This is a genomic window from Arthrobacter sp. FW306-04-A (genome assembly GCF_044358315.1).
GTDB lineage: Bacteria > Actinomycetota > Actinomycetes > Actinomycetales > Micrococcaceae > Arthrobacter.
In genome coordinates this window covers 3565148-3586692 of sequence record NZ_CP084559.1, presented here as the reverse complement: position 1 = coordinate 3586692, position 21545 = coordinate 3565148, and the positions used below count along the sequence as shown (strand labels likewise).

The window sequence follows — 21545 nt, the reverse complement described above, 5'->3', positions numbered from 1 at the left end:
CATGAGTGGGGATACCAGACTTTGCTGATGTTACGGTGGGCTGGGCATGGGAGATCGGGGGCGTGACGTGGGCACAGCTGGCGTAGCTGTAGTAATCGAGGATGACGACGATATCCGGGAAGTGGTCCACGCCGTCCTTGAAGCTTCGGGGCTGGAGGTGTATGCGGCCGGGAACGGTATTGATGGCGTGGCTGCGGTCCGCCGTCACAACCCGGACGTCATTACCCTGGACCTTGGCCTGCCCGATATCGATGGCATAGAAGTCACCCGTCGCGTACGGGAGTTCAGCGACGCTTACATCGTCATGCTTACGGCCCGCGCACGCGAGGTGGACACGCTACAAGGACTGGCCGTCGGCGCGGACGATTTCGTCACCAAGCCCTTCCGCCCCCGTGAGCTCCTGGCCCGGGTTGAGACGCTCCTCCGCAGGCCCCGGGGCAGCAAGCTATCGGGCGGCACTTCCGCAGGGATCACGACGGCGGAGCTGACGCCAGCAGATGGGGCGCCGTCGGCTGCGGTGCCGAACTCGTCAGCAACCGCGGTGCACCGAGGATCCCACGAAACAACCAGACCACCAGAGGCGGATCGTACCTGGCTGGAACACAACGGCCTCTACTTGGACGTGGCCACGCGGACAACACGGGTCGATGCCGAAGAAGTGCAATTGACCCGTACTGAGTTCGACCTGCTCCAGGCGCTTATGGAAGCCGGACGCGTGGTCCGAAGCACGTCGGGGCTGGCCCGCTGGCTACATGCCAGGGAGTACGAAACCGGAGCATACGTCAGCGAGTCCGAAGAGCGCGCCATCCAGGTTCACATCGCTAATTTGCGGCGGAAGCTGGGTGATTCGGCACAGTCGCCGCGTTGGGTGGAGACCGTGCGTGGCATTGGATACCGCCTGGCCGCAAAGACTACGGAAAACTGATCCGATCTTAAGGAAACGTTTAACAAGGCTTCTTACGCTGGGAAGGTCACCTTCGGATTTCTAACGGCTCAAAGGAGCAGTGCATGAAAAAATTCGCCGCAACACTTCTCATGACGGGCATGCTGGTTATTGGCGGATTTGTTACTCCTGCCAATGCCGCCCCGAAGACCACGCACGACACCACAAGCACCACGGTTACCACCGTCCCTGTTGTGTCTGGCCCAGTGAACTACGCGCAGGTCGGTTGGTGGCCCAACTAAGGGCTGATCGCCGGACCTCAAGACTTTTCCAACACCGCCCCGGGGCCACCGCCCAGGGGCGGTGTCCTTTTTAGGGTGTTCTTTGGGGGCCCCGGGTCAAAACGAGTGCCCGTCCTCCCCTTGTTTGGCGCGTTTGAGCGCCGAAATGACGCGCCTCGCCGTGTCGTAAGCGCTTTCCCGGATCAAAGAAGGAAACGAAGGTACCGACTTCCGGCGAGAACAGCCTCAACGCAGGGGCGCCGCCGGGTTGCCCAGCAGTCGGAGTTCCAGGGGCAGTGTTCTTTGGGGCCGCCGTCAAAACGAGTGCCCATCCTCCCCTTGTTTGCCGAGTTTGAGCCCGGAAATGACGCGACTCGCCGTGTCGTAAGCGCTTTTCCACACGAAAAGACGGTCAGGACGGCGCGCCGAACCGTCCGAGTCCCCTTAGCTCCCTGTATCCAGGGGAAGCCGGACCGAGACAGTGGTCCCCACACCGAGGCCTGACTCGATATCGAGCTTGCCGGCATGGCGCTCCACAATGTCGTGGGCTATCGCCAGGCCGAGCCCACTGCCAGGGATGGCCGCAGTGGAGGCATTGGAGGCGCGGAAGAATCGCGTAAACACTTGGTCGATTTCCGTCTCCGGGATCCCGACGCCGGTGTCTTCCACGCGCACCACCACGCTGGGAACCGTCCCTGGATCGGAGGCGATCCCGCTGCTGACGGCGACGTGGCCGCCGTCGGGGGTGAACTTGATCGCGTTGCTGATGATGTTGGCGAAAACCTGCTCTAGCTTGGCCTCGTCGGCCTGGACGGTCACGGTCCCTGCGGCATGCTCCACGGTGAGGGACAGCGAACGGGAGTCCGCGAGGGGCTGCAACGTCGAGACGACGAGCCTGAGCAGGGTGCCCACGTTGACGCGGCTCAATTGGAGATCGCCTGAAGTGTCCTGGTGCGAGACGGTGAGCATGTCCTCGATCAGGCGGCGGAGGCGCTCGGCATTTCGTGAAATGACGTCGATCATTCGCACCGCACCCGCAGGAATCGGTCCGCCGGCGCCGTTGCGGATCATGTCCAGATAGGCCGTGATGGACGTCAGCGGGGTTCTAAGTTCGTGGTTCACCGTGGTGAGGAAGTCGGTCTTGGCCTGGTCGAGTTCCTGGAGTTTGTACATGACCTGCTGCTGTGCGCCGATCAAGTGGCTCTGCATCAGTCCATAGGCCAAGTTCCCGGAAACGTGCTGGATCAAGCCGATTTCAGCTCGGGTCCATTCATGCGCCGTGTCCGGTCGCGCGATCCAGATGATCCCGAGAACAAGATCACCTTCGCCCACAGGGACCACAACAGAGGCCGACGGCGAACCGGCGTCACCGTGCCGACCCGCGCCACCGGGGTGCCCCGGGAGAGCCCGGCCCGGCGGAGTTCCTTTCGGCAGCGGCTGCACGTCCGCTTCGGCCCATAGGCGCTCCGCCAGTTCGAACAAGGCGATTTCGTCGGCTAGTTCGGGAGGCAGGACTCCTGGTTCCCGTCCCGGGGCGTTCCATTCGGCGCTGACCTGCGGCACGCGTGCGTCCGGGAATGTGGTGAACCAGACGTGTTCGGCACCGAGGGCCTCGCCGATACCATCCACCAGATGCCGGGCAATGCGCCCGGGATCAATAGTTGACCGGATGGCCGAGGACACTTTCCGCAGGCTCTCCCTTAGTGATTCGGCTTCGGAGCGGCGACGCATCCGTTCGGCGGATCGGGCGATGAGGACCAAGGCCCTGTATGCCCGAAAATCCGGAGCTTGGCCCTTGTAGACAAAATCCGCAATTCTCCAGGCTTCAAGGGCTGCGACATCCAGCTTGTCCTCGGGATCCAGCATGAGCAGAACAGGGGCGCCGTTCCTGGGAAGGAGCTCGCGGAGTTCGTTGTCCAAGATCACCACGTCGCTCGGCCCGCTTTCCAACGCGGCCGCAAGCGAGGCGGCGTCGGACGCTGTACGGACCAAGAACCCCGCAGAGATGAGGGCCGCAACCGTCTCTTCGAGACGCACGGGGTCGGGGTCGGCCACCAAGGCACGGTTCGGCGCCGACGCATCGTTCATTACGGGACTCTCCACTGCACTCCTACTGTCCGGTTTGGCTCGCTGCAGGACCCATTAGGGAGAACCTTACTTGAGCCCCGCCCCCGGCAGCAGGTCAACTGCCCCCAGCGAATCCGCCACGAAGGCATAGTCCCAGGCGCGCTCACGCCATTGCACGTACCGTCCCGAGGCCCCGCCGTGTCCACCTTCCATCTCGATCTTCATCACGATCGGGGCCGTTCCGGTGGTCTCGGAACGCAGGACCTGGACCCACTTGGCGGGCTCCACGTAGAACACGCGGGTGTCGTTGAAGGACGTCACTGCGGCAATTTTCGGATAGGAGACGGCACGGATGTTCTCGTACGGAGTGTAGGACTTCATGTACTGGTACACCTCGGGATCGGTGATGGGGTTGCCCCATTCCTCCCACTCGAGCGCGGAGAGCGGCAGTTCCGGATCCAGGATGGTGTTCAGGGCATCCACGAACGGCACGGCGGCAACGATCGCGGCGTACTTCTCCGGCGCGAGGTTGGCCACGGCGCCCATCAGGAGGCCGCCGGCAGAGCCACCCATGGCCGCGATCCGGTTCGGTGCCACCCAGCCGGAGGATGCCAGCCAGTCAGTTGCTGCGAGGAAGTCCGTGAAGGTGTTCTTCTTGTTTAGCTTCTTGCCGTCGTCGTACCAGTGCCGGCCGAGCTCGCCGCCCCCGCGGATATGGGCGATCACCATGACGATTCCGCGGTCCAGGAGGGACAAACGCGCCACGCCGAATCCTGGATCCATACTGACCTCGTAGGAGCCATAGCCGTAGACCAGGCCCGCGCCGGTTGAATCCCGCGAAACGGAGGCGTGCCGGAGCACGGAAAGCGGCACGCGCGTGCCGTCCGCCGCCGTCGCCCATTCCCGCGTGGCCACGTAGTCTGACGCGTCGTACCCGCCCAGCACCGGGCTTTCCTTCCGCAGCAGCAGCTCGCCTTGGGGGAGTGCGGCGGTGGGCAGCACGAAGTCGTAAACCCTCGACGGCGTGAAGAAGGACGTGTAGCCGATGCGGATCACCGGGGCGTCGTAGTCCGAACCCGCCACCCCTGCCGTGTACAGCTCCTCGTCGAAGGCAGGTTCCACGGCGGTGCCCTGCGCCGCCGTTCCCAGTCCAGCGAGGGGCAGCACTTGCACGCGTTCGATCGTGTCCTGCCGCACCGCCACCACCAGATGGGTCGACGTGACGCCGGCACCGTTGACGCGAACGGAGTCGGAATGCTCGACGACGGTGCGCCAGTGCTGCTGGGCCAGCGGCTTGGCGAACTCGGCCGGGTCCGCGATGGAAATCATCGAGTTGATGGCGTCCTTGTTGTGCGTGAGGAGGATGGTTTCAGCGCCGTCCAGCAGGAACGGCTCGGCCTCGTAGAGGATGTGTTCGTCGCGGGAGATCACGGTGGACAGGCCGGCGTCGTAGTCGTCAAAGCGCAACAGGCGCGTTTCGCTGAATTCGGAACAGCCGATGCTCAGCACGAGGTATCGCCGGTCGGAGGAGAGCTCGAATCCGAGCCACATGGCGACGTCGTCCTCTTGGTAGATGACCAGGTCGTCGCTGACAGGCGTTCCCAGGACGTGCGACTTCACTTGGTAGGGGCGCCAGGCTTCGTCCACCACGGTGTAGAAGATCCGGGTGCCGTCGGGGGAGAAGGCCACCCCGTAGAAAATGTTCTCGATGACATCGGGCAGCAGTTCGCCCGTCCGCAGGTCTTTGATGCGAAGGGTGAACCGTTCCTCGCCGGAGTTGTCCACGGCGTAGGCATAGAGGTTGCCGTCCACCGTCACGGCAGTGCCGCCGATGGAGAAGAACGGCTTGCCTTCGGCTTCGACATTGCCGTCCAGCAGGACTTCTTCGCCTTGGAGCTCGACGCCGGGTTCCACCGCCGGCGGCGTCCAGTCGGCCACCGCATCGCCGGAGTGTTCTGCGCGGAAACGGCACTGGATGCCGTACTCTTTGCCCTCAATAGAGCGGGTGTAGTACCACCAGTTGTCCTTGCGGCTCGGGACCGAGAGGTCCGTCTCCTGGGTACGGCCTTTGATTTCCTGGAAGATGGCCTCGCGCAGCGGTACCTGGTGCGCGGTAACCGCCTCCTGGTAGGCGTTTTCAGCCTTCAAATGCTCGACGACTTCGGCGGATTCCTTGTCCCGCAGCCATTCGTAGTTGTCCACGAAAACATCGCCGTGGTGCTCGCGGGTGTGCGGCACCTTTTTAGCGACGGGGGCTGCTGGGCCTTCGGTGTGGGACGGCTGGGCGGAACCGGGAGTCTGGGTCATGTTCTCAATATATAGAGCCTGCCCGACGCCGGAGCCCGCGTTCGCTGCGGGGGTAGCCGTGGTTCAGTAACCATGCGCGGCGGCGTACTCCGGCAGGGTGCCGTCCCGCAACGCGGCGGCCACTTCTCCGATTCCGGCGTAATCGGGGATGACGATCGATTGCCCGTCCGGGGAAGTGCCGGTTCCTGCCGTGGGCAGTGTGAAGAAGACGGAGGCCCCGGGATCCACAGTTCGGAGTCCGTAGGCCAGGATGGCGACGGAAGCGGGGTCGAATCCCTGGTCCACCGTGAGGTAGTTGGCTGCGAAGTTGACCAGACCCAGGACTCCCGCGGGAGTTTGGATTCCGCTCCTGAGCTTTGTCAGTAGGGCCTGGAGAAACGTGTGCTGGTTGCGGACGCGCTGGTAGTCTCCGTCCACGAATGAGTAGCGCTCGCGGACGAATTCGAGGGCCGCTTGTCCGTCCAAATGGTTGATTCCGGCGGAGAAGGAGTGGTGGGTCTCAAAGCTGGCGGTGAAGGGCATAGTGACATTGACGTCGATCCCGCCGAGGCCATCCGTGAGGGTCTTGAAGCCGTTGAAGTCCAGCATGACGGTGTGGTCTATGTGCGTGCCCAACAGTGATTCGACGGTCCGGACCACCAACGGGGTGCCTCCCACCTCAAGGCTGGCGTTGATTTTGGACGCACCGTAGCCGGGGATGTCCACCCAGTTATCGCGCAAGATCGAAATGCCGTAGATCTTGTGCCGGTCTGCCGGTACGTGGATCAGCATCAGACAATCCGAGCGTTGGTCCGATGACTCGCCTGTTGTGATGGTCTGATTGTTTTGTTCCCTGGCATTCGCCCGGCTGTCGCTGCCAATCACCAGGATATTCATGGGGGATGCGGGAAGCTCAGGGATGGTCGGCGGGGCGGGGACCGCGGCAGGTGGCGCGGGTGTTTGAGTCGCGGATGGCGTGCTGGTTGGCGTTCCGCCGGTGGCCACGCTTGAGGGGGCGCTTGAGGGTGACGGTCCGGACGAAGTCCTGCTGGACCCGGCGACGATCGCGGCCAGGACAACGATGACCGCCAGAAGAGCTGCCAGTCCTGCCGCAAGCCACAGCCGCCGTCGTCTGTTCATGACCGGAACGTATCACTCAGGCGAGTCAAAACCGCGCACAAGAAAGCCTCAATTTGGCCACAAAGGGTGCCCACCTCGCCCTTGACCTCCAACGCTGTGGTTAGCCGCCCGCAACCTGCAATGCAGTCCATGGACCTCTATCACCAACGATCCGCGAGGTTCAAATGCGCCGTTTCCCGGTCCGTGGCCTGTCTCCTACTTGGCTATGTGGCGCGTTTCGGTTGTCCTGCAAGGTTCCAGTGGGTGATGTTGTGGCCCTTGGGGCAGAACGGCCGGCCGATGCGCCTGCGCTCCACGGTGGTGCCTCCAACTATTTCGACGTACCAGATCTCTACCAGCCGTGTCCGGCACTTCGGGCATTTGTGCGCCGACTTCCGTTCCTCCATTGCTCCCCCCAACAAGCAGCGAATGATTCACCGAGCATACGTCAGCAGTCGACTGGAAGAGGCAGGGTTCGTCTTGTGAAGCTCTGATGGTTTCTCGGAGACGGTTTTTCCGCTGGCGCGCGCTGAGGCGAACCAAGCCTGCCGCGGGGTGGGCTGCACAAACCCGGTTCCTGATCGGAGCGACTGACAGAATCCTTGGCGTGATCAACGTCTCGACAAAATAACGATCTGGGAGCACGATGGGACTTAATCTTTCCGCCTTCACATGGGCCGGCTTTGCCGTGTCCTATCCGTTCCGCAATGGGCTCTTTTACCCGCGGAACTGGACGTTATCCCTCCGAGCAAAGGAGGATCCCGTTTGGCCCCATTGTCGCGGCGCCGCACCGTATGTGGGGGACGGGCAGTGGTTGCGAGCTGAAGTTCATAGGGAAGTTCAAGGAAACCGAGTCACCGTCAAACGACGCCATGGTCTCCGGCGCCTCAAAATTTCCAGGCTGGAAACAGCCGGTCAGCACAGATTTTCCTAAGGAATGAGTCTTATGACTGCTCATCCAAAACCCCTCCTATTGCCGCGCCTGAGGGCGCTCTTGGTGTTGCTTCTTGCCCTGGTGTTGCCGGTGGCACTCAGCGGCACGGCCGCCGCGGACAGCGGCAAATCTGCACGGACGTGGACCGTCCAAGTCGGCTCCGAGTCGTCGGACCAGGCCATCCAAGGAATGTCCTTCCTCCCGAGGAACATTTATATCAATGCCGGTGACAAGGTCACGTGGGAAGCCAATGCGGCCGAAATCCACACGGTCACGTTCCTGGCCGCGGGGCAAACGATCGAGTCCACGCAACCCCTCGATCCCTTCAACCCCCTCTACGTGTCTGCACAGGGCGGTGCGTCCTACGATGGGCACTCTTATTACAACTCCGGTGTGATGACGAACGTCTCGGACAGTGGGTTCCCGGAAATCGACTCGTACACCTTGAAATTCCCGGATACCGGTGATTTCACGTACTACTGCCTCGTGCACGGCGCCGCCATGAAGGGCACGGTCCACGTGCGGGACAAGGGCACGGACTACCCGTACACCCAGGAGCAATACAACAACCGGGCAGCGCGGGCTGAGCGGGCCATCCTCCGGGACGGTTATGAGCAATGGAGCGAAGCCCGTGACCAGGCCGACGACCACACCGTGATAACCGGAACCGACGACGGCGTAGCTACGGTCATGCGGTTCATCGAGCCGAAGGTGGTCATCCACGTTGGCGAGAGCGTGAGCTTCGTGAACAACGGCATGGGCGAGCCGCACACGGTTACCTTCGGTGACGAGCCGGCAAACCCCTTCCCGCCGCTGGGCGATCCGACGAATTACACGGGCGGGCAGCTCAATTCGGGCATTTTGCCGCCAGGTGTCACATTCACCGTGACCTTCAACAAAGCAGGTGACTACGACTACATCTGCGCACTGCACGACTACATCGGAATGAAGGGCACGGTGGTTGTGGAGGACTGAACATTGATTGCATGCAAAGGGTGGAGGCCGTTGGCCCCCACCCTTTGCATGTCCATCAGTCCAAGCTTTGGTTTCAGTAAAGATTTGCTCAAGATTCGCCTAAGTCCCTAGGAAAAATCCTAAACAAACCTTATTGGAATATTTGAGCCGTCTTGATGCGGGCCTAGCAAAGTGGATCTTGTTCCGCTACACGGTCTCAAATGAAACGGAAACGTCCCCATGGACAGCTCTATCAGCTCTGGCACGGGTCCCCGCCTGGGGGCGAGGATCCGTCAACGCATCTCCGCACGCCGCGTCCTTGGCATGATCGCGACGACGGCCGCGACGCTCGCGACACTGGTGTTCCTTGGCGTCGGGGTCGTGGCCCCGCTGCTGCACATCGGATTCTCCCCGGTCCTGACCGGCAGCATGCGCCCGGCCTACGCCCCCGGGGACCTGCTCATCACGGCACCGGCGGATGTGACCAGCCTTCGCCCGGGTCAGATCGCAGTGTTTACACCTCCGGGTGAGAGCGCGCCGTTCGCCCACCGCATCACCGCAATCGCCGGCACTCCGTCGAAGCCGGTCCTCACCACCCAAGGTGACGCCAACCCGGCTCCGGACCACTGGAAGGCGGTGCTGGACCAGGCTCAAGTGCCGGTCGTCGTCGCCGTCGTGCCCTCCGCAGGAAGCGTCCTGCTGTGGATCGAGAGCCCCCTCCAGCGGGCCCTCCTGACAGGCCTGTTCGGCCTGACGGTCACCGGATCCGCCGTCTGGTGGATCCTCCGAAGCACCTACTCCTCATCGGCACGCCGCACACCGGGTACCTCCGGTCGCCGCAGCGCCGTCCCCGCTCTCTAAAAGCCAATCCCGCACCACCCTCCCGCAAAGGATCCGTCATGTCTGCAACCACAGCCCGCCGCGCCGCCCGTTCCGCCGCCCGCCCGGCCCCCGCCCTGTTCGCCGCTTGCGCCGTGGCAGCGGCCGGCCTGGCAATCACCGGAGGTGGGGTGTTCGCTGCCTTGAACGCCACCGCCTCCAACGCCACCGCCCAGAACGCCACCTCCGGCACCCTGAGCCTGACCATGGCCAACAACGGAACCGGGTTCGGCCAGTCCGTCTCCAACCTCGCCCCGGGGGACACCGTGATCCGGTACGTCAACCTCACCCAGGGCGCCACCATGGACGGCAAAGCCCTGACCCTCGCTGTCGCGGATGGCACCCCGAGCAAGCTCACTACCGACGCGACCAAGGGACTCCACGTCACTGTCACCCAGTGCTCCGGCACCTGGACCACCACCGGTGCCGGCACCTGCACGGGCACCGGCGCCACCACCACCGTCCTGGCGACAAGCGTTCCCTTGAGCTCCCTCGTCGCGGCGCCCTCGACGCTGATTTCCGGTACCGTCACGGCTGCGTCGAGTGTGAACCTCCAGCTCTCCCTGACCCTGCCGGACCAGGCCGAAACCACAGCCAACGGCGTTCTTCCCGCCAGCCCGATCCAGGGCCTGTCCTCGGCACTGACCTGGACCTTCGGCGAATCCCAGCGCACCTCCACGGTCACCGGAAGCTAGAAACACGTGAACGTGCACCGCTACTCCGGCAGGGCCGCAGCCGCCATCGCGGCAGCGGTCCTGTTGGTGTGCACGTCCACACCGGCTCGCGCGGCGACCACAGCCAATGCCGCCTCCGCGTCCCAGGCCGCTTCCAGCGGCACCTGGGGAGCCGTCGCCACACTGAGTACCACCGCCCCTTACGGCAGCGGCTCGCTGACCCTCTCATTCGCCAATATTGGCGGCGTTGGGAATCCTGCGTTCACGCCGCAGTACTTCACGGTCGGGAACACGGGCACCTTGCCGCTCATCGCGGCGAGCTACGGCGGCTCCACCTCAGCCCAGCCGAACATGCAGTTCATTATCGAATCGTGCAGCACTACATGGAATGAAGCCACGGGGGCCTGCACCGGCGGAACAACAGCAACGGTCCTGACAACACCTACGGGGACCTCTACCATCCCTTCCACTTTGGGCCCCGCCCCGGCAACCTCCGGAACGGGTATTCGGCTGAGGGCGAGCGTCGCATTCAACGGCAGCGTCCCCAAAACACCTGCCTCGACGCTGACCATCAGCATCACGGTGGACCGCACCCAGGTCCGGAGCGCAACCACCACCAGCGGCTGACCACCGCGGCAACGGACCCACCGCATCCGGACATCCGGGCACGAACTTCGAACAGGACCAGAACATGGCAGCCACAACACGCGAGGCGGTCTTCCACCCCGGCGCCCTGCTCGACCTCGCAGACCAGATGCAATGCATCACCATTCCGAGGAGTTACGCGCTGACATTTCTGGAAATGCTCCAGACGCGGGTGGAACGTATCCTCTCTACGCTCGGCAGCAATGACGCCGAGGCCGCCATGGACGCCGTGCTCAGCCTCAAAGTCAATGCCCACATGGTGGGCGCCCATGCCATAGAAAGAACCTGCAGCGGCCTCGAGCAAAGCATTCTCCACGGCGACATGCGAGGCGCGGCACGCAATGCCGGCGTCCTTCCCGGCAATATCGGCATCCTCCAAACCGCGATGTCCGAGTTCCTATCCCTTGCGCTTGTAGAACCTGCGACCTGTTCGCGCGCTGTATTCTGGGGACTTGCTGATTAATAAGCACACTTAGGAAGTGGGTCTTTGCGCAAGGTAGACGTCCATCAGGCGCGGGGCATCCTGATGGGACGCTTGCTCATCAGCGGTAGTAGCAGGACCAACGTCAAAGTCGCAGTCCTCGCCCACCAACGTGTTCGCTTGGCTGATAGCGATCAGGGACCTGAAACGGTGGACGAATTCATTCGGGTTCTCCGGGCCTGCGACCAGGCATACGCGCAAGGCGCTGCGGCCGTTGAGCTCTCGGGCCCCAAGACGCTCGCTCACCTTTGACCGCCTTTTGACGAACGCTCCTGCACAAACATGTGCTTCAGCGTTCGCCATTTTGGCCTTAAAGGCGAGCGAGCGTCCACCGGAAACCCAACAAAAGTGAGCGAGCGTTCCCTTCGAAGTGCCGCGGCCAGTCGGTTAGGGCCCGACGGCGGCACTCCGGGGGCGCTGTCTTCTCACCTTGGATTTCACCCGGCAGGGTTGCCCAAGACCGGAGGTTTCCCCAGTTTTAACGCAAGAAATGCGCAGGATCGCGAGTCTTGCCACAAGATGTCCCAAGGACTGCTCCACGGGGTATCGGGCGTTGCTAAGTTGCTAGTGGGTTGGTGCTGGACCAGCCCACATCTCCCAACTCGCTCAGGAGTTTCACATGTTTTCTTTGGTCTCAAACACCGCATCCCGCGTCCGTCGTGACGAAACCGGCGCCACCGCCGTCGAATACGGCATCATGGTCGCCCTCATCGCTGTTGTCATCATTGTCGCTGTCACGCTCCTCGGCGGAACCTTGAAAGACACGTTCACTCAGATCACGTGTTCCGTCAACGGCGGAACCTTCACCGCTGGCAGCACCACCGCAGGCGTCCACACCGCTGCCAGCTGCTCCAAATAGGGGTCGCACTGCACGGTGCCCGGGAGGCAATACGGGGCACAAAGCGAGCAATCCGGGTGTGCTGGCGGCATTCAGGCGACCGGCATTTCGGGTGGTACTAGCGCTTGGCCTCGTAAAGTTCGTCCGTTCGGTGGGCTAGATCTGACGTAGCCCCGCATACTGCCAAATTGCTATGACTGTCCTCAGCCAGGAGCCTTAATGTTTTCCATTTTTTTGAAGTCCATATCCCGTACACGGAGTGACGAAACAGGCGCCACCGCTGTCGAATACGGCATCATGGTCGCCCTTATCGCCGTCGTCATTATTGTCGCTGTCACGCTCCTCGGCGGAACCCTGAAAGACACGTTCACTCAGATCCAGTGTTCCGTCAGCGGCGGAAGCTTCACCGCTGGCAGCACCACCGCAGGCGTCCACACCGCGGCCACCTGCTCCTAGGAGCCGCGCTGCGCGGTGCCGGCAGGCGATACCGGCACGCCAAGCATTTCCTGAGTGGCGGCAGCGTTCTAGCGGCCGCCACTCAGCTTGATTCGAACAGTCCGTTCTCTGGAAAGGCAAAAAATGCCGAGGTCGTCAGAGCGCGGTGCCGTGGCAGTCGAGTTCGCCATCCTGGCACCCGTCCTGATCATGCTGCTCCTGGGCATCATGGAATTCGGCAGGGCTTACAACGTGCAGGTGTCGCTTTCGAACGCAGCCCGCGAAGGTGTTCGCGTCATGGCAATCTCGAATGACCAAACGGCCGCCAAGACAGCGGCGAAGAACGCGGCCGTGTCGTTGAATCCACAGCTGGCAGATACGAACTTCACCTTCAGTCCGGCCAGTTGCACCTCTGGTGCCCAGATGTCCGTGACCATCAAGTACACCCTCAGCACCATCACGGGAATCGCGGGGCCTTTCCCAATGCAAGGAGTAGGAGTCATGGTATGTGGCGGCTGATGATCCGTGACGACGACGACGAGCGCGGTGCGGTCGCCGTCCTCGTCGCTCTCTTGCTGGTGGTGTTGCTCGGGTTTGCCGCCCTCGCCGTGGATGTGGGAATGCTGTATTCCGAAAAGGCGCAAGTACAGAACGGATCCGACGCCGCGGCCCTCGCCGTGGCGCAGAAGTGCGCCGCGAATACGAGCGATCCGAATTGCTCCACCACGTCCCAGATCGCCATCGACATGGCCAATAAAAACGCAAATGACGCCCTGAGCAACATCAAGTCGATCAGCCTGGACCTGTCCAACCGCAAAGTCACCGTGACCGCTGGAGCTCAGCAGGCGGGCGGCCCGCCGAATGCCGTTTCACTCCTCTTCGCTCGCGTCCTGGGCTTCAGTACGAGCAACGTTCTGACCACATCGAGTGTTCAGTGGGGGAGCGCAGTCGCCGGAAGAACCCCTTTTCCCCTCGCGTATTCCATCTGCCAGGTGCAGGGATACATCGGCGGAGGTCTCCAGCTACTTCAGGACCACGGCTCCGGCGCCAACCCCAGCTGCAATTACGGCCCTTCAGGCGCCACGGTTGCCGGCGGATACGGCTGGATAGTCCAAGATACCGGGGCATGCGGCGGCACAATAAATCTCGCCGTCAGCGAAGGCGGAAGTGCTCCTGGGAACAGTGTTCCCAATAACTGTTCGACCACTCTCCAAACGTGGGCCGATACCATCACCGCGGGCCGCGACGTCGTCGTCCTGCTTCCGGTCTTCGACGCCGTCACAGGTACGGGAAGCGGTGCTGTTTACCATCTGCTGGCCTTCGCTGCGTTCAAAGTGGTGGGGTGGAAGTTCACCGGGAATAACAGTCTTCCGGACAGCTTCCACAACTTAAGTCCCGATGTTCCTTCAGCGGTTTCATGCAACGGAAACTGCCGCGGAATCATCGGGAGTTTCATCAAATACGTTTCGCTGGCGGACGGCTACTCACTGGGGCCGGTGGACGCCTACGGGGCCACCATCGTGCGCCTCACCAACTAGTTTCATTCCATTATTTGAGTATCTTTGAGCACAGGAGTAGTAAGTGAAGTCACGCTTGTTGGCCGGATCGGCAGCGGCACTGCTGGCCGTCGTCGGGGTGATTCTCGTCTTCTCCTACGCACAAGGATCGGATCAACGGGCAGTCCAGAACCTGGCGCCTGTTGACGTGTTGGTGGTTAAGATGCCCATCCCGGCCGGCACCTCTGTGGACGCAATGAAGGATTCCCTCGTTACCCAGCAATTACCGGAATCGGCTGTCCCTAAGTCAGCGCTACACACCCTGGGGGACTCAGCGGGCAAGGTCGCTGCCGTTGACCTCGTCCCTGGCGAGACGTTGGTGGCCGAACGCTTGGTGGAGCCGGACGCACTCAAGACCCCTGGGAGCGTCAAGGTGCCGGCAGGGCTCCAGGAGGTCTCCTTTCAACTGGAACCCCAGCGGGTGGTCGGGGGACTGCTGGTTCCTGGTGACCACATTGGAATATTCGTCTCCATGTCCAGCGGCGGAATCGAGGCGAAGCCGGACAAACAAACTTCCGAATTGGCGATTCACAAAGTTCTTGTGACCATGGTCCAACGCGCCCCACAAGCAGCAGCGAGTGCACAAGCGACACCGAATCCCAGTTCCGGTGCGGCCGGCTCCAAGGACAGTGCACTTCCCACCGGATCGCTCCTGCTGACCGTTGCCGTGAGCGATGTGGACGCGTCCAAGATTGTTTTTGCCGCCGAGTTCGAAAAGATCTGGCTCAGCAAAGAGCCGTTGGATGCCAAAGAGAGCGGCCCCGCCGTCATGCAGCAGAGCGGAGTATACAAGTGAGCCGCTTCGTCCTGATAACTCCCAATACTGACTTTGACCAACGGCTGCGCCAAGCTGTTGCGGGTGGCCTGCCCGGAAGCGTGCAGACCTTTTTCACCAGTGTTTTGCCGGCTGATCCAGCCGAATTGTTCGGTGCCATCAACCAGGAACAACTCGAAGTACTGATTCTGGGACCCGACGTGCCCGTGGAGGACGGCCTTCGCCTGGCCACGGTTCTCGATGTGCAGTTGCCTGAGCTGAGTGTGATTCTTGTCAGTGAACTGGATTCCGGGTTCGTCCTCCAAGCCATGCGGTCCGGCATTCGCGACATCATGAGTCCGGCTGCGGATGTTGCCCAGATACGGGTGATGCTTGAGCGCGCGTGTCAGTCTTTCGCGAGCCGTCAGCGCACCATGGAACCCAAGCAATCGGGCTCCCCGAAGGGCTTGGTGATCGGTGTCTTTTCCCCCAAGGGCGGCGTGGGCAAAACGACAATCGCCACCAACATCGCGGTGGGGCTGGGCAAGATAGCGCCGATGAGCGTGGTGATCGTGGATCTGGACCTGCAATTCGGTGACGTCGCGTCCGGGCTCTACCTCAATCCGGAACACACTGTTACCGACGCTGTTACTCCGTCGGCCAGCCAGGATTCACTGGTGCTCAAGGCCTTTCTCACCGTCCACCCGGCAAGCATCTATGCGTTGTGCGCGCCGAAGAATCCTGTCGAAGCAGACGAGATCTCGCCGGAACAGGTTGGCCGGCTGCTCGAACAGCTGGCCCAAGAGTTCCAGTATGTGGTTGTGGACACTGCACCCGGACTACCCGAAATCGGGCTCGCTGCCCTCGAGCAATGCTCGGACGCTGTGTGGGTGACTGGCATGGACGTTCCAAGCGTCCGGGGCCTGCGCTCCGGCCTGGATATTCTCCGCAAGTTGAACCTGCTACCGGAAACCCGGCACGTGGTGCTCAACATGGCTGATTCCAAGTCGGGGCTGTCGGTCCAGGACGTCGAATCGACCGTCGGTGCCCCGGTTGACGTCAGCATCCCTCGGTCGAAGGCCGTCGCGTTCTCCACCAACCGCGGCATTCCCGTGCTCCAGGAAGCGGTGAAGGATCCGGCCGTCAAAGGACTCAAGCAACTTGTGGAGCGCTTCAATCCCACGTGGCGTGCCACAGCACAGCGCAAATTGCACAGAAGGGTTGTGGTCTAGATGAAGCTGTCTGAACGTATGCATGCGGCCGAGGACAAGGTCGAAGCGTCCCTCGGTGCAGGGGAAGAACTTGGCCCGAGCACGCTCTCTGCGCCTAAACCAACATTCGCCGAGGCCACTCAGCAAATCAAGCCAAATCCCGCCGGGAAGCCTCTCGGTGTTGCAAAACCCCACACTTCAGTCAAGCTAGCCGATCTCCCGGAGTCGCCAAAGCCCAGGGCCCAGCAACCGGTTGACGCCTTCGCTGCCCTCAAGCGGCGGGCCGCCACGGCATTGTTCGAGCGCCTCGGGGCGAGGTTCAACGACTCGAGCGTCAGCGAACATGAGTTGCGTACAACTGCCCGGGAAGAACTCATCCGGATCATCGACGCCGAGCAGGTCCCGCTGTCTGCGGACGAACGCAGCCGGCTCGTGGCCGACGTGGCGGACGACGTCCTTGGCTACGGGCCGCTCCAACGCTTGCTGGACGATCCGGAAGTCACGGAAATCATGGTCAACAGGATGGACCAGATCTACGTCGAACGAAAAGGCAAGCTGACCCTCACGGATTCCGGATTCAGCTCCGAAGACCATCTCAGGAGGGTCATTGAACGCATCGTTTCGAAGGTAGGGCGAAGGATCGATGAGTCATCTCCGCTGGTTGACGCGCGACTTGAAGACGGCTCGCGAGTCAATGCCGTGATCCCTCCGCTAGCGGTTGGCGGCTCGTCGCTGACGATCCGAAAATTCAGCAAAATACCGTTGACCATCAGGAACCTGATCGATTTCGGCACGCTGACGCCGGAGATGGCCGAGCTTCTCAATGCTTGCGTCAAGGCGAAACTGAACATCATTGTTTCCGGAGGTACCGGAACCGGCAAGACCACGTTGTTGAATGTCCTGTCATCTTTCATCCCGGAGGACAACCGCATCGTCACCATTGAAGACGCCGTGGAACTGCAAATCCAGCAGCAACATGTTGTCAGGCTTGAGAGCAGGCCACCGAATACCGAGGGCAAGGGTGAAGTGACCATCAGGGAGTTGCTCCGGAACTCCCTTCGTATGCGCCCGGACAGGATCGTCGTCGGCGAGGTCCGCGGCGGAGAATCCCTCGACATGCTGCAGGCCATGAACACCGGTCACGACGGTTCTCTCTCCACGGTGCACTCAAATTCCCCTCGCGACGCAGTTGCGCGCCTTGAAACCCTGGTGCTCATGGCAGGCATGGACCTGCCATTGCGAGCAATCCGCGAGCAAATAGCGTCCGCCGTGAATCTCATCATCCAAATCTCCCGGTTGCGGGACGGAACGCGCCGCATCACGCATGTGACTGAGGTTCAAGGCATGGAAGGCGACATCGTCACCCTCCAAGACGCCTTTGTTTTCGACTACTCGGCAGGTGTCGACGCCCACGGGATCTTTCTTGGAAGGCCCGTCCCAACGGGTATCCGACCGCGGTTCATCGACCGATTCGATGACCTGGGCATTCGCGTTTCTCCCGGCGTATTTGCCGCTCCCTTGGCAACAGCAGCGAGGACGTGAGCGAAACATGATCCTCTTGATCGGAACGGCCTTGATGCTTGCAGCCATCCTGCTCTTCGGGGTGGCCGTGATCTTGCCGAAAACCCCGGAAGTTCCGCTGGATCGGAGACGGCCCTACCAAGGAGGCTCAGGCTCCCAACTGACGCGCTTTGCAGGTTCTGCCGCCGACGTAGTCCATGGGGTCCTGACCAGGCGCAACATCCGGCTCTTCAACCGTGAAGAACTGGAGAATGCCGGACTGAGAATGAGCCAAGCGGAATTCTTCATTCTCGTGATTGCCGGGGCATTCGTGGGTGCCTTGATCGGGCTCATTATCGGCGGTCCCTTGGTGGCTTTTCTCTTCTTTATCCCGGCACCCTTCGTGGCGCGCCTCGTCCTCGGTTCCCTGGCCGGCAAAAGGCGCGGGAAATTCGATGCTCAGCTCGGTGACACCCTCCAACTACTGTCCGGCGGCTTGCGGGCCGGGCACAGCATACTTCGTGCCATCGACGCTGCGGCCAATGAATCGGCCAGCCCTACGGCCGAGGAAATGCGCCGGGTCATTACAGAAACAAGCCTGGGCCGCGATCTCGAAGCCTCGCTTAACGATGCAGCGGAGCGAATGAGGAGTGAGGACTTTGTGTGGATAGCCCAAGCCATCCAGATCAACCGTGAGGTGGGTGGAAACCTTGCTGAGGTACTCGACCAGGTCAATGAGACCATACGCGAACGCAGCGAGATCAAGGGACACATCAAATCCTTGGCAGCGGAGGGTAAGTTTTCCGGATATATCCTGATGGCGCTTCCCTTCGGCATCGTGACCATGCTCATGGTTGTCAATCCCGGCTACATGAACGTGATGTTCACCAATCCACTCGGTTGGGGAATGTTGGCGGGGTCAGCCATCATGATGACCATTGGCGGTCTCTGGATGCGCAAGATCATCGACTTGAAGTTTTGAGGTGACGCGTGAATCCCTCTCTCCTTCTGTCCTTGCTGCTAGTTCCCCTGCCTATCGCCTACCTCGCTTGGTCATTCCTGTCGGTTGACCGAAAGGCCCAACGTGCCGTCCGGGTGCTGTTGACGAGGGGCGACAACATTGCCGAGGTCGGTCCGCCGAGTCGGGGCGGTGCACTTGAGCTCATTGGCTACCGCCTGACCCCTGGAAGCTACGTCCAGAAGCTGGATAGGCTGCTCTCGTTGGCCGGCCGTCCGCCGTCGCTCCCTTTGGGACGCGTCCTCGCAGCTAAGCCCCTACTCGGATTGTGCGGAGCACTTCTTGGTTTGTTCATCAGTGCCAACAGTTCGAGCGGGATCATCAAGCTCGTGGGGATATTTGTTGTTTTGCTTGGTTACTTTATCCCGGATCTGATGCTGTACAGCAAAGGACAAGAGCGTCAAAAAGCCATGCAATTGGAACTCGCAAATACCATGGACCAAATGCTGATATCCGTCGAAGCGGGCCTCGGTTTTGAAGGAGCAATGGCCCGCGCCGGAGAAAATGGGAAGGGACCTTTGGCTGAGGAGTTGGTGCGGACGCTGCAGGACATGCAGGTTGGACGGAGCCGCCGCGAGTCCTATCTGGCACTGGCTGAACGCACTAACGTTCCTGAACTCCGAAGCTTCGTGCAGGCCGTGATCCAGGCGGACACATACGGCATTGCCATCAGCCGGGTCTTGAGGGTGCAAGCGAAGGTCATGCGGGTGAAACGCCGCCAACGTGCGGAGGAGAAGGCGATGAAGCTTCCAGTGATGATTCTGTTCCCTCTTCTGTTCTTCATCTTCCCGGTCCTGTTCATCGCCATCCTGGGTCCGGCTGTTATCAACGCCATAGCCGCCTTCAGCGGTGGCTGAACGGAATAACGCATTCGCTGAATTAGTGCACTCGATGAAAAGGAGTCAAATCAAGAAAGGCCTAAGATTTCCTTAAGATAAGCCAAAGTTCGGTTTTTCCCGAATTCAGAAAGTAGCATTGGGCTATGTTCAGTTCAGGTTTCAGCGAGGTCAACGAGGATTCAGATCCGAGCCATACGGGCTCGGCCGACGACTCCTACGGGCTGCCCGCAGTCCCGCTTATCGAACATCCCATACTGGATCTGGCAGAATTCCAACTCCTGGAAGACCAAGTGGACAATCCGCTGATCGCACGCACGTTTGCGGGCGACTTCGCAAAACTCTGGGGAAAGCGATACGAAATCCTCGCAACCGCCGTCGAGCGCGGTGACGCGGCCGCAGCCCTGAACGCGGTCCTAAGCCTCCGGACCTCTTCCATCATGGTCGGCGGTGTTCGCCTCGCGGTACTTGCAGCGCAACTGGAGGAACGCATTCGAAAAAGTGAATTGCGTGAGGCCCGGCCCCTTCTCAAGGAAGTTGCAGAGTGCGGGCACCAAACGGTCGTGGAACTAAAGGACAGCTACGTACTCCGGAATGACTGACGTTCGGGCCGCTTAACGCGCTTAGTCCGGTCTTTTCGGTGTGAGCCGATAGCCGACTCCTCGGACGGTCTGAAAAAAGCGCGGCGATTGTGGATCTTCACGGAGCTTTCGGCGGAGGTTCCCGATGTGGGTCTCAACAGCACGTTCGTCAGATTCGCTGATATACGCATCGTCGTCGTAGTAATCACCGCGCGCGGCCTTGACGAGGTCAGCGCGCGTCCGCACCTCCCCTTTGGCCCGGAGCAAGTCGAGGAGCAGATCGAATTCGCTTCTTGTCAACGTCAGGGCTGAACCTTGAAGGGTAACCGTGCGTGATTTGTAGTTCAGCGCCAAGCCGTTGTGCTTTATCACCGCTTGGTTGGCTCCATCTGAACCGGCGTAACGACCGCCGCGATCTTCCTCCGCCAAGGCAAGCCCGCCTTCCGCGCGTGGCCTGCGCATCATGGCGGTGACCCGGGCCCTCAATTCACGCGGCAAGAACGGCTTTTTGACGTAGTCGTCCGCACCGGTCAGGAAAGCCGTCAACGTGTCCGGCTCGTCGCGCCTGGCCGTCAGCATCACGACATATGCGTCGCTGAATTGCCGAATTCGCCGGAGGACCTCGTGGCCATCCATATCTGGAAGCCCGACGTCGAGCGTTACCACGGAGGCATGGTGATCACGTACCACTTCCACGCCTTCACGTCCGGTGGCGGCAGAGTGCACCACAAATCCGGCTTCTTTGAGGATGGCGTCAACCAAATTCCGCACATCTTCGTCATCCTCAATGACTACAGCTACCCCAGGCTCGCTCATTGGACATCCTCGAGGGTGCACATCGCCGCAAAGCCCAGCGCAGTGCGGTAAATGTCACCCAAATACTCACGATACAAGCATTGAGGGCATCTGGCATCTAATATGTGGATTAAGCGCTGCTCCGAACTTCCATCTTGATGGTTCGGGACCGTCGTATTGTTGTTCCTTGGGGGAATAGTGGACTCCGGGCGCTTCCTTCGGGAATCGCCTGGAGCAGTAATTGGTTCGCCAATCTCCAAGGAAGGGTCCTGTCTTGATTGAGCAGCCTTTTTTTCGCAAGGCCGCCCGTTTCTTCAGAAAACTCCAACCCAGGGCCCGGCTGGCCATCTGTGAGTTGCCGGTGACGCTCATCGTCGCGGGCCTGGCCATCGCGGCCCCTACTTTTTGGCCAGGGTTAATCCAGAATTTTTGGTTCGTTACCGGGGTACTCCTTCATGGCATCCTGTTCCTGGGCTGTTTGTTGGTCCCTTGGGAGCGCCTGCCGCCGAGTTTGAGCCTGACGATCCCCATTTTGGATCTTGTCGCCCTGTGCTTCACACGAAACGGCGCCAGCGCGATACCGGGCCTCATCACATTGGCTATCTTTCCCGTGATCTGGCTGTCAGCCTCGGGCATGCTTTCCAGGACGAGCATGATCCTCAGCTTTGTAGGCCCTTTCTTCATTGCCCTCCCGCCGGTTATTTCGCACCTGCCAAATCCCACGGCATCTGACCTTTCCTCGGTGGTCCTTTTGCCGCTCATGATGTTCGTGGTGGCAGCCTCCATCCGTTTAGCCGGCTCCAATGCCCGCGTACAGG

Annotated in this window: 24 protein-coding genes; 18 read left to right on the top strand and 6 right to left on the bottom strand. The window is 61.1% G+C overall.

Going from position 1 to position 21545, the window contains the following annotated elements:
• Nucleotides 1–67: 67 nt before the first annotated feature.
• Together LFT43_RS16720 and LFT43_RS16715 are read left to right on the top strand one after the other, a co-directional pair.
• The gene (locus LFT43_RS16720; protein ID WP_395798646.1) at nt 68–925 is read left to right on the top strand and encodes a response regulator transcription factor; all 858 of its coding nucleotides are present in this window, start codon (nt 68–70) and stop codon (nt 923–925) included.
• An 83-nt stretch (nt 926–1008) separates the two neighbouring features.
• Nucleotides 1009–1185: a hypothetical protein gene (locus LFT43_RS16715; RefSeq protein WP_395798644.1), complete on the top strand. Its 177-nt coding sequence runs from the start codon at nt 1009–1011 to the stop codon at nt 1183–1185.
• Nucleotides 1186–1608: 423 nt separating this feature from the next.
• Here LFT43_RS16715 and LFT43_RS16710 read toward each other — a convergent pair whose 3' ends face one another.
• The 3 genes from LFT43_RS16710 to LFT43_RS16700 all read right to left on the bottom strand — a co-directional run bounded on the left by LFT43_RS16710 (nt 1609) and on the right by LFT43_RS16700 (nt 6657).
• On the bottom strand, nt 1609–3267 hold the full coding sequence (locus tag LFT43_RS16710) for an ATP-binding protein (protein ID WP_395798642.1): 1659 nt from the start codon (nt 3265–3267) through the stop codon (nt 1609–1611).
• Nucleotides 3268–3318: 51 nt separating this feature from the next.
• On the bottom strand, nt 3319–5538 hold the full coding sequence (locus tag LFT43_RS16705) for a S9 family peptidase (protein WP_395798640.1): 2220 nt from the start codon (nt 5536–5538) through the stop codon (nt 3319–3321).
• A 63-nt stretch (nt 5539–5601) separates the two neighbouring features.
• Complete coding sequence (locus tag LFT43_RS16700) at nt 5602–6657, bottom strand: LCP family protein (RefSeq protein ID WP_395798638.1); 1056 nt, start codon at nt 6655–6657, stop codon at nt 5602–5604.
• 925 nt (nt 6658–7582) lie between these two features.
• Here LFT43_RS16700 and LFT43_RS16695 point away from each other — a divergent pair.
• From LFT43_RS16695 to LFT43_RS16675, 5 genes are all read left to right on the top strand, one after another.
• Nucleotides 7583–8545, top strand: coding sequence for a plastocyanin/azurin family copper-binding protein (locus LFT43_RS16695; RefSeq protein WP_395798636.1), 963 nt, complete (start codon nt 7583–7585; stop codon nt 8543–8545).
• Between the two features lie 219 nt (nt 8546–8764).
• Entirely contained in the window at nt 8765–9385 is a 621-nt protein-coding gene (locus LFT43_RS16690; RefSeq protein WP_395798634.1) for a signal peptidase I, read from the top strand.
• Between the two features lie 38 nt (nt 9386–9423).
• The gene (locus tag LFT43_RS16685) at nt 9424–10098 is read left to right on the top strand and encodes a TasA family protein (protein ID WP_395798632.1); all 675 of its coding nucleotides are present in this window, start codon (nt 9424–9426) and stop codon (nt 10096–10098) included.
• 6 nt (nt 10099–10104) lie between these two features.
• The gene (locus tag LFT43_RS16680; protein ID WP_395798630.1) at nt 10105–10704 is read left to right on the top strand and encodes a hypothetical protein; all 600 of its coding nucleotides are present in this window, start codon (nt 10105–10107) and stop codon (nt 10702–10704) included.
• Between the two features lie 64 nt (nt 10705–10768).
• Nucleotides 10769–11185, top strand: a complete 417-nt coding sequence (locus tag LFT43_RS16675; RefSeq protein WP_395798628.1) for an Hpt domain-containing protein — start codon at nt 10769–10771, stop codon at nt 11183–11185.
• Between the two features lie 9 nt (nt 11186–11194).
• On the opposite strand, the gene LFT43_RS16670 is transcribed toward LFT43_RS16675, so the two are convergent.
• Nucleotides 11195–11449 (bottom strand): hypothetical protein, encoded by a 255-nt coding sequence (locus tag LFT43_RS16670; protein WP_395798626.1) that lies wholly within the window; start codon nt 11447–11449, stop codon nt 11195–11197.
• A gap of 373 nt (nt 11450–11822) precedes the next feature.
• Between LFT43_RS16670 and LFT43_RS16665 the strand changes: the two genes are divergently transcribed.
• The 10 genes from LFT43_RS16665 (at nt 11823) to LFT43_RS16620 (ending at nt 19953) form a co-directional block, all read left to right on the top strand.
• Entirely contained in the window at nt 11823–12062 is a 240-nt protein-coding gene (locus LFT43_RS16665; protein WP_395798624.1) for a Flp family type IVb pilin, read from the top strand.
• Nucleotides 12063–12260: 198 nt separating this feature from the next.
• A complete protein-coding gene (locus LFT43_RS16660; RefSeq protein ID WP_395798622.1) occupies nt 12261–12497 on the top strand; it encodes a Flp family type IVb pilin in 237 nt (78 codons plus the stop codon).
• A gap of 123 nt (nt 12498–12620) precedes the next feature.
• On the top strand, nt 12621–12995 hold the full coding sequence (locus tag LFT43_RS16655; RefSeq protein ID WP_395798620.1) for a TadE/TadG family type IV pilus assembly protein: 375 nt from the start codon (nt 12621–12623) through the stop codon (nt 12993–12995).
• Entirely contained in the window at nt 12983–14014 is a 1032-nt protein-coding gene (locus LFT43_RS16650; protein ID WP_395798618.1) for a pilus assembly protein TadG-related protein, read from the top strand. Before LFT43_RS16655 ends, LFT43_RS16650 begins: the two co-directional genes overlap by 13 nt.
• Nucleotides 14015–14057: 43 nt before the next feature.
• Nucleotides 14058–14828, top strand: a complete 771-nt coding sequence (locus LFT43_RS16645) for a Flp pilus assembly protein CpaB (RefSeq protein ID WP_395798616.1) — start codon at nt 14058–14060, stop codon at nt 14826–14828.
• The gene (locus LFT43_RS16640; RefSeq protein WP_395798614.1) at nt 14825–16018 is read left to right on the top strand and encodes a CpaE family protein; all 1194 of its coding nucleotides are present in this window, start codon (nt 14825–14827) and stop codon (nt 16016–16018) included. Before LFT43_RS16645 ends, LFT43_RS16640 begins: the two co-directional genes overlap by 4 nt.
• The gene (locus LFT43_RS16635; RefSeq protein WP_395798612.1) at nt 16019–17539 is read left to right on the top strand and encodes a CpaF family protein; all 1521 of its coding nucleotides are present in this window, start codon (nt 16019–16021) and stop codon (nt 17537–17539) included.
• 7 nt (nt 17540–17546) lie between these two features.
• Nucleotides 17547–18479, top strand: a complete 933-nt coding sequence (locus LFT43_RS16630; RefSeq protein ID WP_395798610.1) for a type II secretion system F family protein — start codon at nt 17547–17549, stop codon at nt 18477–18479.
• A gap of 8 nt (nt 18480–18487) precedes the next feature.
• Nucleotides 18488–19372, top strand: a complete 885-nt coding sequence (locus LFT43_RS16625) for a type II secretion system F family protein (RefSeq protein ID WP_395798608.1) — start codon at nt 18488–18490, stop codon at nt 19370–19372.
• 125 nt (nt 19373–19497) lie between these two features.
• Nucleotides 19498–19953, top strand: a complete 456-nt coding sequence (locus tag LFT43_RS16620; protein WP_395798606.1) for an Hpt domain-containing protein — start codon at nt 19498–19500, stop codon at nt 19951–19953.
• A gap of 21 nt (nt 19954–19974) precedes the next feature.
• Here LFT43_RS16620 and LFT43_RS16615 read toward each other — a convergent pair whose 3' ends face one another.
• A complete protein-coding gene (locus LFT43_RS16615; protein ID WP_395798604.1) occupies nt 19975–20694 on the bottom strand; it encodes a response regulator transcription factor in 720 nt (239 codons plus the stop codon).
• On the opposite strand from LFT43_RS16615, the gene LFT43_RS16610 reads away from it, so the two are divergent.
• Nucleotides 20605–20799, top strand: coding sequence for a hypothetical protein (locus LFT43_RS16610; protein ID WP_395803216.1), 195 nt, complete (start codon nt 20605–20607; stop codon nt 20797–20799). The genes LFT43_RS16615 and LFT43_RS16610 overlap by 90 nt on opposite strands.
• 381 nt (nt 20800–21180) lie before the next feature.
• On the opposite strand, the gene LFT43_RS16605 is transcribed toward LFT43_RS16610, so the two are convergent.
• Nucleotides 21181–21513 (bottom strand): hypothetical protein, encoded by a 333-nt coding sequence (locus tag LFT43_RS16605; protein ID WP_395798602.1) that lies wholly within the window; start codon nt 21511–21513, stop codon nt 21181–21183.
• Between the last annotated feature and the right edge of the window lie 32 nt (nt 21514–21545).

Excerpts from the sequence above, each read along its gene's own strand:
- LFT43_RS16605 (WP_395798602.1), bottom strand. The coding sequence starts at position 21,513 with ATGGAGGCTGCCACCACGAACATCATGAGCGGCAAAAGGACCACCGAG.
- LFT43_RS16630 (WP_395798610.1), top strand. The coding sequence starts at position 17,547 with ATGATCCTCTTGATCGGAACGGCCTTGATGCTTGCAGCCATCCTGCTC.
- LFT43_RS16715 (WP_395798644.1), top strand. The coding sequence starts at position 1,009 with ATGAAAAAATTCGCCGCAACACTTCTCATGACGGGCATGCTGGTTATT.
- LFT43_RS16700 (WP_395798638.1), bottom strand. The coding sequence starts at position 6,657 with ATGAACAGACGACGGCGGCTGTGGCTTGCGGCAGGACTGGCAGCTCTT.
- LFT43_RS16665 (WP_395798624.1), top strand. The coding sequence starts at position 11,823 with ATGTTTTCTTTGGTCTCAAACACCGCATCCCGCGTCCGTCGTGACGAA.
- LFT43_RS16635 (WP_395798612.1), top strand. The coding sequence starts at position 16,019 with ATGAAGCTGTCTGAACGTATGCATGCGGCCGAGGACAAGGTCGAAGCG.
- LFT43_RS16690 (WP_395798634.1), top strand. The coding sequence starts at position 8,765 with ATGGACAGCTCTATCAGCTCTGGCACGGGTCCCCGCCTGGGGGCGAGG.
- LFT43_RS16660 (WP_395798622.1), top strand. The coding sequence starts at position 12,261 with ATGTTTTCCATTTTTTTGAAGTCCATATCCCGTACACGGAGTGACGAA.
- LFT43_RS16675 (WP_395798628.1), top strand. The coding sequence starts at position 10,769 with ATGGCAGCCACAACACGCGAGGCGGTCTTCCACCCCGGCGCCCTGCTC.
- LFT43_RS16620 (WP_395798606.1), top strand. The coding sequence starts at position 19,498 with ATGTTCAGTTCAGGTTTCAGCGAGGTCAACGAGGATTCAGATCCGAGC.
- LFT43_RS16610 (WP_395803216.1), top strand. The coding sequence starts at position 20,605 with ATGGTGATCACGTACCACTTCCACGCCTTCACGTCCGGTGGCGGCAGA.
- LFT43_RS16685 (WP_395798632.1), top strand. The coding sequence starts at position 9,424 with ATGTCTGCAACCACAGCCCGCCGCGCCGCCCGTTCCGCCGCCCGCCCG.
- LFT43_RS16650 (WP_395798618.1), top strand. The coding sequence starts at position 12,983 with ATGTGGCGGCTGATGATCCGTGACGACGACGACGAGCGCGGTGCGGTC.
- LFT43_RS16655 (WP_395798620.1), top strand. The coding sequence starts at position 12,621 with ATGCCGAGGTCGTCAGAGCGCGGTGCCGTGGCAGTCGAGTTCGCCATC.
- LFT43_RS16695 (WP_395798636.1), top strand. The coding sequence starts at position 7,583 with ATGACTGCTCATCCAAAACCCCTCCTATTGCCGCGCCTGAGGGCGCTC.
- LFT43_RS16705 (WP_395798640.1), bottom strand. The coding sequence starts at position 5,538 with ATGACCCAGACTCCCGGTTCCGCCCAGCCGTCCCACACCGAAGGCCCA.